Source organism: Streptomyces sp. NBC_01481, from assembly GCF_026339995.1.
Taxonomy (GTDB): Bacteria; Actinomycetota; Actinomycetes; order Streptomycetales; family Streptomycetaceae; genus Streptomyces.
The window spans coordinates 506,370-518,794 of record NZ_JAPEPT010000004.1 but is presented as its reverse complement, the minus strand read 5'-3'; the positions used below and the strand labels follow the sequence as shown (position 1 = coordinate 518,794).

The 12,425-nt window shown below is 69.6% G+C and carries 9 protein-coding genes; 6 read left to right on the top strand and 3 right to left on the bottom strand.

Annotated features, from left to right (window positions below; all coding sequences use genetic code 11):
- Nucleotides 1-237: 237 nt before the first annotated feature.
- The 3 genes from OOK40_RS24055 (at nucleotide 238) to OOK40_RS24045 (ending at nucleotide 5,030) form a co-directional block, all read left to right on the top strand.
- A complete protein-coding gene (locus tag OOK40_RS24055; RefSeq protein WP_266485604.1) occupies nucleotides 238-2,367 on the top strand; it encodes a SpoIIE family protein phosphatase in 2,130 nt (709 codons plus the stop codon).
- Nucleotides 2,368-2,369: 2 nt separating this feature from the next.
- A complete protein-coding gene (locus OOK40_RS24050; RefSeq protein ID WP_266485602.1) occupies nucleotides 2,370-4,805 on the top strand; it encodes a SpoIIE family protein phosphatase in 2,436 nt (811 codons plus the stop codon).
- A gap of 78 nt (nucleotides 4,806-4,883) precedes the next feature.
- A complete protein-coding gene (locus tag OOK40_RS24045; protein WP_266485600.1) occupies nucleotides 4,884-5,030 on the top strand; it encodes a hypothetical protein in 147 nt (48 codons plus the stop codon).
- 31 nt (nucleotides 5,031-5,061) lie between these two features.
- On the opposite strand, the gene OOK40_RS24040 is transcribed toward OOK40_RS24045, so the two are convergent.
- Nucleotides 5,062-5,283, bottom strand: a complete 222-nt coding sequence (locus OOK40_RS24040; RefSeq protein WP_266485597.1) for a DUF5999 family protein — start codon at nucleotides 5,281-5,283, stop codon at nucleotides 5,062-5,064.
- A 317-nt stretch (nucleotides 5,284-5,600) separates the two neighbouring features.
- Nucleotides 5,601-7,007, bottom strand: a complete 1,407-nt coding sequence (locus tag OOK40_RS24035) for a short-chain fatty acyl-CoA regulator family protein (protein WP_266485594.1) — start codon at nucleotides 7,005-7,007, stop codon at nucleotides 5,601-5,603.
- Nucleotides 7,008-7,365: 358 nt separating this feature from the next.
- Between OOK40_RS24035 and aceA the strand changes: the two genes are divergently transcribed.
- The 3 genes from aceA to OOK40_RS24020 all read left to right on the top strand — a co-directional run bounded on the left by aceA (nucleotide 7,366) and on the right by OOK40_RS24020 (nucleotide 11,210).
- Entirely contained in the window at nucleotides 7,366-8,667 is a 1,302-nt protein-coding gene (gene aceA, locus OOK40_RS24030) for an isocitrate lyase (protein ID WP_266485592.1), read from the top strand.
- Between the two features lie 84 nt (nucleotides 8,668-8,751).
- The gene (aceB, locus tag OOK40_RS24025) at nucleotides 8,752-10,344 is read left to right on the top strand and encodes a malate synthase A (RefSeq protein WP_266485590.1); all 1,593 of its coding nucleotides are present in this window, start codon (nucleotides 8,752-8,754) and stop codon (nucleotides 10,342-10,344) included.
- Nucleotides 10,341-11,210: a 3-hydroxybutyryl-CoA dehydrogenase gene (locus OOK40_RS24020; RefSeq protein WP_266485588.1), complete on the top strand. Its 870-nt coding sequence runs from the start codon at nucleotides 10,341-10,343 to the stop codon at nucleotides 11,208-11,210. The genes aceB and OOK40_RS24020 overlap by 4 nt, the downstream gene beginning before the upstream one ends.
- 17 nt (nucleotides 11,211-11,227) lie before the next feature.
- Here the strand turns inward: OOK40_RS24020 and OOK40_RS24015 are convergent, their stop codons facing one another.
- Nucleotides 11,228-12,409, bottom strand: coding sequence for a 4-hydroxybenzoate 3-monooxygenase (locus OOK40_RS24015; RefSeq protein ID WP_266485585.1), 1,182 nt, complete (start codon nucleotides 12,407-12,409; stop codon nucleotides 11,228-11,230).
- Between the last annotated feature and the right edge of the window lie 16 nt (nucleotides 12,410-12,425).

Here is a 12,425-nt window from a genome sequence, read left to right as displayed (position 1 = left end):
GGGACGCAGTCAACGCTATGCCGCGCAGGCGTCGGCCACAACGAGTCCCAAGCCTCTTGGCCGATGGCGACTGCACCGCGCTCCAGCACAAGCGCCGGAACCGGCACGGATCGACCGTGCACTGCCTCGGATAGGCTGATATGTGCATAACGGCACCCGAAAGCTGCACCCCACCGGAAGATCGCCAGGGAGTGGTCGGCAGGCAGAGGCCCCCACACCCCGGTGCGAGGTCATCGCGTGGACACACACCAGTCGACGAGTGATGTGCCGGACCACCCCCTGTCGGCGGTCGGATACGCGGGTGTGCTCCGTGACCTGCTCCCCATCGCACTGTGGCGGGCGGATGCGCAGGGCCGCGTCGTGGAGTGGTCGCTCGCCGCCCGGGAGCTGCTCGGTTACGCGCCGGAGCAGCTGCTGGGCCAGTACGGGATTGCGATGCTGGTCCCCGAGCCCAACAGGGAGCTCGCCGATCAGCTGACGCAGAAGGTCATGGCCGGTGAGGCGGTTGTCGGAGCCCTCCCTCTGGTGCACCGCGACGGCTACCTCGTGCCGATGGAGATGTGGATCTGCCCGAGTGCGGACCCGCAGGGCGGCACGGGCATTCTGGCCATCGCGGTGGAGACCTCCGCGGTGCTGAGAATGCGGGATTCGCTGGCGGCCATGGAAGGCCTGTTCACCCAGTCCCCCATCGGTCTGGCCATGTTCGGTCCCGATCTGCGCTTTCTACGGGTCAACGACGCGTTGGCGCGGATGAATGGCGTCTCCGCGGCCCAGCACCTCGGCAAGCGGCCGGCCGAGATCACACCGGGAGTCAACGCCGCCGCGCTGGAGAGGGTGATGCGGCAGGTGCTGGACCGCCGCACGGCGGTGGTCGACGTGCGCCGCACCGGTCGTACCGCGGGCGATCCCGATCACGACCGGACCTGGTCCTGCTCCTATGCTCCGCTGCTCGGCAACGACGGGCGGCCCCTGGGCCTGATCGGTTCCCTGATCGACATCACCGACGGGCAGCAGGCGCAGGCCGAGGCCGAGCGGGCGAGGCAGCGCTTCGCCCTGCTGGCCGAGGCCGGCGAGCGCATCGGGACCACCTTGGACCTGCGCCAGACCGCCGAGGAAGTGGTGCAGGTGCTGGTGCCCCAGCTGGCCGATTCGGCCGACGTACAGCTGCTGGAGGCGGTGCTAGAACCCGATGACGCCGCCGCATCCACCCAGGGGGTCGTGCGTCGTATGGCGGCCGCCTTCCCCGACCCGTCCGCCCCCACCGCGAAACTGGCGCCGGGCATGACCTTCCAGGTCCCCCTCGGCTCGGTGTACGAGCAGGTCATCGCGGACGGGCGCCCCATGAACCTCTACCAGGCCGACATCCCCGAGCTGATCCCCGATCCGCAGGCCGAGCGACTGCGGGCCTACCTCAGTGCCCGCATAGGGTGCGCGCGGCTGATCCCCGTGGTGGCTCGCGGCAAGGTGCTCGGCGCGGTCGTGGTGACGCGTACCCGCAGCCGTGAGCCGTTCGACGAGCAGGACTGCGTACTCATGGACGAACTGGTCGCCCGGGCGGCGCTGAACATCGACAACGCCCGCATGTACACCAGCCAGCGGGAGGCGGCCCTCACTCTGCAGCGCAGCCTGACGAACTATGCGCTGCCGGACGTGAGCGGCCTGGAACTCACCGGGCGCTACCTCCCCGCCAGCGACCACGAGGTCGGCGGCGACTGGTTCGACGTCATCACCCTGCCCGAGGGCAGGACCGGTCTTGTCATCGGGGACGTCATGGGGCACGGAATCCATGCGGCGGCTGTCATGGGCCAGCTGCGCACAGCGGTGCGCACGCTGGCACGCCTCGACATCCCCCCGGCTCAGATGCTCCGCTCCCTGGACGCAGCCGTGGCCGATCTGGGCGAGAACGAAATGGCGACGTGCGTCTACGCGGTCCACGACCCGGCCGCCGGCGGCTGCCTGATCGCCCGGGCGGGCCATCCGCCTCCGGCACTGGTCGACGCCCGGGGGACGATCGCGTTCCTCGACGGCCCCTCGGGCACGCCCCTGGGAACGGGCGGACAGGACTTCCGGACCGAAGAGGTGCCCCTGCCCCCCGGAAGTCTGCTGGTGCTCTATACCGACGGCCTCATCGAGGCCCGCGACAGAGACCTCGACCAGGGCATGCAGGAACTCGCCCAGGCGCTGCGGAACCTCGACCTCCCTCTGGAGGAGATCTGCGACCGCGTCCTCGGCCGACTGCTGCCCTCCGCGGCGCAGGACGATGTGGCAGTGCTCCTCGCGAGAACTCTGCCTCGACCGGCGCCGGCGATGAATCACCCCGAGCCCCATCGCATGGGCGGTCCCGCCCGGGTAGTGCCAGGGTGGTAGTGATGGACACACCGGTGACGACGTTCAACGAGAGCCCGGATGACCCGTTCGCGGTGCGGCGCGCGGCGTGCGGCGTGCTGGACGACCGCGGCAGGATCGTGGGCTGGAGCAAGCGGGCCGAGGCGCTCCTCGGCTATCGACCCGACGAAGTGCTCGGGCGGCCCGCGGTCGGCTTCCTGCTCGACCCCCGTGACCACGAGTTCGTGATGGACTCGGTGGCGGAATGCGTACGCGACCAGGGGTGGTACGGGATCGTGCCCGTCCGGCACCGCGACGGCCGTCGCATGGAATTCGGCTGTCGCACCAGGGTCGTCGCCAGGGGCGAGGACTCCCCACGCGAGTGGTTTCTCGTTGCCGCGCCGGCCGAGGAAGTGATCCAGTGGGAGACAGACCGGTCGGTCCTGGACGGACTGTTCCGCCGCTCCCCCATCGGTCTGTCCGTCCATGCCCCGGACTTGACGATCCTGCGTGTGAACCGGGCGATCGCGAGGTTCAGCGAGATATCGGTCGAGCAGCACCGCGGGCTGCGTACCAGCGACTTCCTGATCCAGCAGGACACCGACACGGTGGAGAGGCAGTTGCGGGAGGTCCTGCAGACGGGCCAGTCGTCGATCTTCACCGAGCAGCCCGCCCGTCTGCGGCGGGATCCCGGCCGTGAACTGGTCGTGTCGGTATCGGCATTCCGGATGCACGACTCCTCCGGGCGGATCCTCGGGGTGACGCAGACGGTCGAAGACGTCACCGACCGCTACCGGGCCCGGCGCCGCCTCGCCCTGCTCAACGAGGCCAGCGCCCGCATCGGAACCACGCTGGATGTGGCGAAGACGGCGGACGAACTGGCCGGGGTGGCGGTCCCGGACCTCGCCGACTGCGTCTCCGTGGACCTGCTGGAGCCGGTGACCCGCGGCGAAGAGCCCACTCAGGGGGGAGTGCTCGGCCCGCTGCGCCGGACGGCGGTCCGCAGCATTCTGTCGGACACGGCGGAGGTGATGTATCCGCTGGGACACACGATTCACGTCCCGCCGGAAACCATGCAGGCGCGGTGCCTGGCCGAACGGCGTCCCATCCTCGACGCGCATATGGAGGGCGCCAACACGTGGCTCACCATGGACCCGGACCGGGCTGAGCGCGCTCTCGCACTGGGCATCCACTCGCTGATGGTGGTGCCTCTGGTGGCGCGGGGGCTCGTGCTCGGCCTGATCAGCATGTGGCGGTCTCGGCGGCTCGAGCCGTTCGAGGAGGACGACCTCACTCTCGCCGAAGAGTTCGCCTCCCGCGCCGCCGTCTGCATCGACAACGCGCGCCGCTACACCCAGGAGCACGAGGCGGCGCTGACCCTGCAGCACAGCCTGCTCCCCCACGAGGTTCCCGGGCACCCGGCGGTCGAAGTCGCCCACCGTTACCTGCCTGCCGACGCCACGACCGGTGTCGGCGGCGACTGGTTCGACGTCATCCCGCTCTCCGGGCTGCGCGTCGCCCTTGTCGTCGGCGACGTGGTCGGCCATGGCATCCACGCAGCGGCCACCATGGGCCGGCTGCGTACCGCCGTACACACCCTGGCGAATCTCGACCTCACCCCGGACGAGGTCCTCTCCAACCTCGATGACCTGGTGGACCGACTGGCCGCCGAGCAGGAGCCGACCGACGAGCGTTCCCCTCAAGTCGTCGGCGCGACCTGCCTGTACGCGGTCTACGACCCGGTCTCGCGGCACTGCGCCCTGGCCCGGGCCGGCCACCCGCCGCCCGCGGTGGTGACCCCGGACGGGCGCGTCCACCTCCTCGACATCCCCGCAGGTCCGCCGCTGGGCCTGGGCGGGCTGCCGTTCGAGGCTGCCGAGCTGCAACTGGCCGAGGGCAGCCTCCTGGCCCTCTACACGGACGGCCTCATCCGGGGCCGGAAGCGAGACGTCGACGAGAGTCTGGCCGATCTGTCGGGGGCGCTGGCGGCACCCGCCCGCTCGTTGGAGGACACGTGCAGGGCGGTCGAGGTCGCGCTGCTGCACGACCGGCCCACCGATGACGTCGCCGACGACGTGGCTCTGCTCATCGCCCGTACCCGCGTCCTGGCCGCGGAACAAGTGGCGACGTGGGAGCTGCGCGTCGAGCCGACCGCCGCCGCTCGGGCCCGGGCGCTGGTGGCGTCCCAACTGGCCCAGTGGGGACTGGACGAGATGGCCTTCACCACGGAGCTGATCGTCAGCGAGCTGGTCACCAACGCCTATCGGTACGGCGGCGGGCCGATCACCCTACGGCTCATCCGTGACGGCCACCTCATCTGCGAGGTGTCCGACACCGGCAGCACCTCACCGCACCTCCGCCGGGCCCGATCCACCGACGAGGGCGGCCGCGGACTCTTCCTGGTGGCCCAGCTCACGGAGAGGTGGGGGACGCGGTACACGCGCGACGGCAAGACGATCTGGACCGAGCAGCCGGTATAAGGGTCCGCATTTGCATGTCTATGCACCATTTGGCATACTTTCGCCATGCATAGCCCTCTACCCGAGGAACATGACTTGATGAACACCGGAGCCCACCCCAATGCTCCTGCCCCCCGCGCGAACATCGCCCTGGCCCGCGACTGCGACGAGTGCCGCGGCTGGGGAAGCGTGGTGAACGACGGCCGCTACCAGCTCTGCCCCTTCTGCCAGGACCTGAGCACCTGACCACGGACCCCGCCGCCGACTCGCAGGGGCCTCAGGCCGCGACGGCCAGCCCCCCGCGGGAGGGCATTGTCGTAATGACAGGCCGATGCGGCGGAATGATCTCACCGCCCGGCAACAGCTCGCCGGTGTCGTCGAAGACGACCGTGCCGTTACAGAGAAGGCTCCAGCCCTGCTCGGGATGCGCGGCGACGACGCGGGCGGCGTCACGGTCGGGGTGGTCGGCGGTGGGGCACGCGGGCCGATGTGAACACATCTCACGTCTCCGATTCTTGATCGTCCGGTACTCGCTGATCCTTGCTGCTGGATTCCGGCTTCGCAGGTCTCACGAATGATGGTGCGCTCTGTTCGTACCGCTTGTGTCACCGGATATGACCGGGCCGGAAACGAGAACTCACCGGCCCACGGCGGTCGTTGTGCGGCACGGACCGGGGGCGGGTCGGCCGTCGTGATGCCCGATTGCCGATTACTCCCCTTCCGCCGCGGGCTGGTCCACCAGGCGGTCCCGGCCCAGCGAGCTCGAACCCTCGCCCCAGCCGTTGGCCATCGCCCTTCCGGCCTGCCCTGATCGGTTCAGCGTGAGGGCGCGATCGGGTAGGGAACGAAGGTCGTGCTGTTCTCGTCTATGGCGAGCCGCTGCCCCAGCGGGGGCACGGCGCGCTGTGGGCAGTCGAGACGTTCGCAGACGCGGCAGCCCATACCGATCGGTGTGGCAGCCGAGGCGTTGTCGAGGTCGAGGCCGTCGGAGTAGACGAGCCGCGAGGCGTGCCGGATCTCGCAGCCCAGGCCGATCGCGAAGGTCTTGCCGGGCTCGCCCCAGCCGCCACGGTTGCGCGTGACCGCGCGGGCTGTCCACAGATACCGCTGGCCGTCGGGCATCGCGGCGATCTGGACATGGATACGGCCGGGGGCGGCGAACGCCTCGTACACGTTCCAGAGGGGGCAGGTGCCGCCCGCCCGGGAGAAGTGGAAACCGGTCGCGGACTGCCGCTTGGACATGTTGCCCGCGCGGTCCACGCGTACGAAGGAGAAGGGCACCCCGCGCAGCCGCGGTCGCTGGAGTGTACTCAGGCGGTGGCAGACCGTCTCGTAGCCGAGGCCGAAGCGGTCGGTGAGGCGCTCGATGTCGTAGCGCAATTCCTCGGCGGCGGCGTGGAAGCCGCGGTACGGCAGGATCAGCGCAGCGGCGAAGTAGTTGGCGACGCCGATCCGCGCCAGCTTCCAGGTTGAGGTGCCCTCGTCGAAATCCTCGGACGCATGTCCGGAGATTTCGTCGCCGTACTCCAGCAGCGCCAGCTGTGTGGCCATACGGAACGCCTGCTGGCCCGGGCTCAGTCGGGGCGAGAGGTGCAGCGTGCGGTCCCGCGGATTGAACTGGTGCGGCCTGTCGCCGTCGGAGGTGACGCGCACGCGGTGCTGATGGGCGAGACGGGCGGCCAGTGCCTGACGGACCTCGCCGGGCCTGATGCCGACGGTGGCGGCCAGCTCCTCGGCGGCGGTGTCGGCGTCGTGGAGGTAGTTCTGGCGCCGATAGAAGAACTCGCGGATCTCCTCGTGCGGAGTGCGCGGCGTGGACGATTCGGCGGAGACGGCACGGCCGTCGGCCGCCTCGGCGAGCCGCTCACCCAGCTCCTGATTGCGGCGGCTCAGACGCAGCAACGCCTCCGCGACACCGGGCAGTCGGGAGGCGAGTTCCGACAGGTCGGAGGCCGACACCCGAGCGGCGGCCACCTCGTCGGCCATCGCTTCGCGCAGGTCAGCCATCAGGCGGCTGGTATCGCGTTCGGAGAAGAATCCGGCATCCACGCCGAACGCCTCGGTCAGCCGGAGCAGTACAGGCACGGTCAGCGGCCGGGAGTCGTGCTCCATCTGGTTCAGATAACTGGGCGAGATCGCGAGGACCCGGGCCAGCTCGGCCTGGCTCATGCGCCGTTCCTCGCGCAGCCGCCTCAGCCGCGCCCCCGCATAGCTCTTGCTCATCCCGGCCCCTTTCACCGGCGCACAGCCTATGTGAAGGAGTGCCATAAAGGTCTTCGCAATCTTGGCAAGGAAGGCGCTGAAGATTCGCAGAAGTTGGCAGACTGCCAAGCTTGTTGGCACTCAGTGCCACTGCCAGAGTCGTAGTGCGGCCCGCCGGACCCGGCGACCGGAACGGAAATCCGGGCACGACTCATGCCCTGACGTCGGTGATCCCGGCAATTCCCTCCCGGCGGCTCGTCAACATTGCTCACCTTCGCTCACGAGTGAGGGCACGGCGGGCCGCACACCGAGCGAAGACGATGGACCTTCGCAAACTTCACAGATGATCTTTTGCTTTCGATCCCCTCAGGAGACGGTCATGGCGCAGGCAGGGACACAGACGGCGGCACAGGAGCTGGCCCGGCGGTGGGCCACGGACCCCCGCTGGAACGGCATCGAGCGCACCTACAGCGCGGAGGACGTCGTGCGGCTGTCGGGGAGCGTCCGCGAGGAGCACACGCTCGCCCGGCGAGGCGCCGAGCGACTGTGGCGCCAGCTGCACGAACAGGACTACATCCACGCGCTGGGCGCCCTGACGGGCGGTCAGGCCGTACAGCAGGTGAAGGCCGGTCTGCAGGCCATCTACCTGTCGGGCTGGCAGGTTGCCGCCGACGCCAACCAGGCCGGTCACACCTACCCCGACCAGAGCCTCTACCCGGTCAACTCCGTTCCGCAGGTGGTGCGCCGGATCAACAACGCGCTGCTGCGCGCCGATCAGATCGCCACCGCCGAGGGCGGCACGGCCGGTACGCCACAGGAGGGCACCGACTGGCTCGCGCCGATCGTCGCCGACGCCGAGGCGGGCTTCGGCGGCCCGCTCAACGCCTTCGAGCTGACCAAGGCGATGATCGCGGCAGGTGCGGCAGGTATCCACTACGAGGACCAGCTCGCCTCCGAGAAGAAGTGCGGTCACCTGGGCGGCAAGGTCCTGGTGCCCACGGCCCAGCACATCCGCACCCTCAATGCGGCCCGCCTGGCCGCCGACATCGCCGATGTACCGACCCTGATCGTCGCCCGCACGGACGCCCTGGCCGCGAACCTGCTGACGAGCGATGTGGATGAGCGCGACGCCCGGTTCGTCACGGGTGAGCGCACCGCCGAGGGCTTCTACCGGGTGCGCAGCGGCATGGCCCCGGTCATCGCACGCGGTCTGGCCTACGCCCCGTACGCCGACCTGATCTGGGTCGAGACCGGCACCCCGGACCTGGCGCAGGCCCGCGAGTTCGCCGAGGCCATCCACGCCGAGCACCCGGACCAGATGCTGGCGTACAACTGCTCGCCGTCGTTCAACTGGAAGGCGTCGCTCGACGACGACCAGATCGCCAAGTTCCAGCGGGAGCTGGGCGCGATGGGCTACCGCTTCCAGTTCATCACCCTGGCCGGTTTCCACTCGCTGAACCACGGCATGTTCGACCTGGCGCGCGGCTACGCGGAGCACGGCATGACCGCCTATGTCGACTTGCAGGAGCGGGAGTTCGCCGCGCAGGAGCAGGGCTTCACCGCCGTCAAGCACCAGCGCGAGGTAGGCACCGGCTACTTCGACCTGGTCTCGACCGCCGTCAACCCCGCCTCCTCGACCACGGCGCTGACCGGCTCCACCGAGGAAGAGCAGTTCCACTAGGGGGTGTCCAGTCAGCCCGTGTCCAGGTGCGGACCGCACGAGTGTCCGCGTCCGGTCCGCACCACTCCAGCTGAGGAGACCTGCATGTCAACAACCGTTCTGACCAGCACAGTCCAGATCCTCGGCGCTCCGGGTGACCGTCACGACGAGATCCTCACCCCCGCCGCTCTGGAGTTCATCGGCCGCCTCGACGCGGCCTTCGCCGGACGTCGCTTCGAACTTCTCGCCGAGCGCCGCCGCCGTGCCGAGCGGCTCGCCTGCGGCAGCCCGCTCGACTTCTCGCGCGCCACCCCGGCCGTCCGTACCGACCCAGACTGGCGGGTCGCTCCGCCCGCGCCGGGCCTGACCGACCGCCGGGTGGAGATCACCGGCCCGCCCGAGCGGCGCATGACCGTCCACGCTCTCAACTCCGGCGCGCAGGTATGGATGGCGGACTTCGAGGACGCCACTTCGCCGACCTGGGGCAACATCGTCGGCGGCCAGCTGAACCTGCGCGACGCCATCGACCGGCGTATCGACTTCACCACGCCCGAAGGCAAGGAGTACCGGCTCGGCGACGGTCCGGCGACCATCATGGTCCGCCCCCGGGGCTGGCACCTCACGGAGAAGCACCTCGTCATCGACGATCGCCCCGTGCCCGCCTCGCTCGTCGACTTCGGCCTGTACTTCTTCCATTGCGCCAGGCGGCAGGTCGACGCCGGCCGCGGACCGTACTTCTACCTCCCCAAGCTGGAGAACCACTACGAAGCCCGCCTGTGGAACGACGTCTTCGTGCTCGCCCAGGACCTGCTCGGCATCCCCCGCGGGACCATCCGCGCCACCGTCCTCATCGAGACGATCACCGCCGCGTTCGAGATGGAGGAAATCCTCTACGAGCTCCGCGAACACAGCGCCGGGCTCAACGCGGGCCGTTGGGACTACCTCTTCAGCCTGATCAAGAACTTCGCGCACCGCCCCGACTTCGTCCTCCCGGACCGGGCGAAGGTCACCATGACGGCGCCGTTCCTGCGCGCCTACACCGAACTGCTCGTGCGCACCTGCCACAAGCGGGGCGCGCACGCCGTCGGAGGCATGGCCGCACACGTCCCCAGTCGCGACGCGCAGGCGAACGAGGCGGCCTTCGCCAAGGTGAGGCTCGACAAGGAACGGGAAGCCGAGGACGGCTTCGACGGGTCCTGGGTCGCCCACCCCGGCCTCGTGCCCCTCTGCCGTGACGTCTTCGACAGCGTCCTGGGCGACCGGCCGCACCAGATCGATCGCACCCGCGACGACGTCGAGGTGAACGCTGCCGACCTGCTCGCAGTCCGCCGTACCGCCGGCCCGCCCACGCCGGAGGGTGTCCGCGCCAATGTCGCCGTCGCCCTGCGCTACTTCGACGCCTGGCTGCGCGGCAGCGGCGCCGTCGCCCTGTACGGACTGATGGAGGACGCCGCGACCGCGGAGATCGCCCGCGTGCAGGTCTGGCAGTGGATACGCCACGGCCTCGTCGAACGCGACACCGTGGTCGAACTGCTGGACGACGAGATCGCCGCCCTCGGGGCGGAGTACCCCTGGGCCCAGGTGGACCAAGTCCGGGCCATCTTCGAACGCACCGCCCTGGCCCGGGACTTGCCTGCGTTCTTCACCCCCGATGCCTACGCCCGCCACCTCGTCCGCCGATCGGAAGTGCAGTCATGAACGGGTCCATCACACGAGTAGGCGTGGTCGGTGGCGGCCAGATGGGGGCCGGGATCGCCGAGGTCTGCGCCCGAGCCGGTCTCGACACGGTCGTGTGCGAGGCGGATGCCACCGCGGCCCGTGGAGCGCGGCGGCGTGCGGCGGATTCCCTCGAACGCGCCGTCCAGCGCGGCAAGCTCGACCGTATCGCCGCCGAAGACGCCCTTGGCCGGCTCGTCTTCACCGGCAGCCTCGACGACCTGGCCGACCGTCAGCTCGTCGTCGAGGCCGTCATCGAGAACACCGATGCGAAGACTGAGATCTTCGCCGCCCTCGACAAGATCGTCGAGGATCCGGAGGCGATCCTCGCCACGAACACCTCCTCCATCCCGGTCATGCGCCTGGGCATGGCCACCCACCGCGCCGACCGGGTCCTCGGACTGCACTTCTTCAATCCGGTACCCGTCCTGCCCCTTGTGGAGTTGGTGGCGTCCCTCCACACCGCGCCGGAGACCGTCACCGCCATCGAGGCGTTCGCCCGCGACACCCTCGGCAAGACCGCGATCCACTCCCAGGACCGGGCCGGCTTCGTCGTCAACGCCCTGCTGATTCCGTACCTCCTCTCGGCGATCCGCATGGCCGAATCGGGCTTCGCCACCGCCACCGACGTGGACTCGGGCATGGAACTCGGCTGCGCCCACCCGATGGGCCCGCTCAAGCTCGCAGACCTGATCGGCCTCGACACCGTCGCCTCCATCGCGGAGTCGTTGTACGAGGAGTTCAAAGAACCTCTCTACGCACCGCCGCCGCTGCTCCAGCGGATGGTCGAGGCAGGACTCCTGGGCCGCAAGACCGGCCGGGGATTCCACACCTACGACCGGGGCTGAGGCCGGCTTGCCTGCCTCTACACGGTCGGCAACCCCGTGTAGTTCTCCGCCAGTTCCGCCGCCGCGTGCCGCGAGCTCGCCAGGCGGCGCAGCTGGGACAGTTGCAGCCGGGTGTCGAACGCGGACTGCGCCGGATCCGTGTGGAGCATCGTCGTCATCGAGTACGAGAAGTGTTCCGCTCGCCAGACCCGTCGCAGGCACGTGTCGGAGTAGGCGTCGAGCAGTTCCGTCGAGCCCGTGTTCTGCTCGTGGATCAGTGCGCGGGCCAGGACGATGACGTCGGATGCCGCCAGGTTGAGGCCCTTCGCGCCCGTCGGCGGGACGATGTGGGCCGCGTCCCCGGCCAGGAAGACGCTGCCGAAACGCATCGGCTCGGTCACCGAACTGCGCATCGGGAGAACGGACTTGGAAGAGACCGGGCCCCTCTCCAGCTTCCAGCCCGGGTCGGTGTCGATGGCGAAGCGGGCGTCCAGCTCGTCCCAGACGCGCTCGTCCGGCCAGTCGGCGGGATCGGTGTCGTTCGGCACCTGGAGGTAGAGGCGGCTGACGGCGGGCGACCTCATGCTGGCCAGGGCGAAGCCCCGCTCGGAATGGGCGTAGATCAACTCGTCGTAGACCGGGGGTGCTTGGGCGAGAATCCCGAGCCAGGAGTAGGGATGGATCCGCTCGTACGTGGTGCGGACCGACTCGGGGACGGCATTGCGCGTCACCCCGTGGAAGCCGTCGCAGCCGACGACGTAGTCGCAGGTGAGTGTCTGCTCCCGCCCCTCGTGGAGGTATCGGATGAGCGGCCGCTCGCTGTCGGCGTCCTCCACCGAGCGCACCTGGGCGTCGAACAACAGCGGTCCGCCGTCCGTGAGCTGGCGGGCTATCAGGTCCTTGACCACCTCGGTCTGGGCGTACACCGTTACACTCCTGCCGCCCGTGAGGGCGAGGAAGTCGAGCCGGTGGGCGCCGCGGTCGAAGCGCAGCTCGACGCCGTCGTGGACCATCCCCTCGCGGTCCATGCGCTCGGCGACTCCGGCGGAACGCAGGGCGTCCACGGTGCCCTGTTCGAGGATGCCTGCCCGCTGGCGGTTCTCGACGTGGGCGCGGTCGCGTGATTCGAGGGTCACGCTGTCGATGCCGGCGTTGCGCAGCAGCCGGGCGAGCAGCAGTCCGCCGGGGCCTGCGCCGATGATGCCGACGGTGGTGTGCATCAGCAGCCTTCTTTCC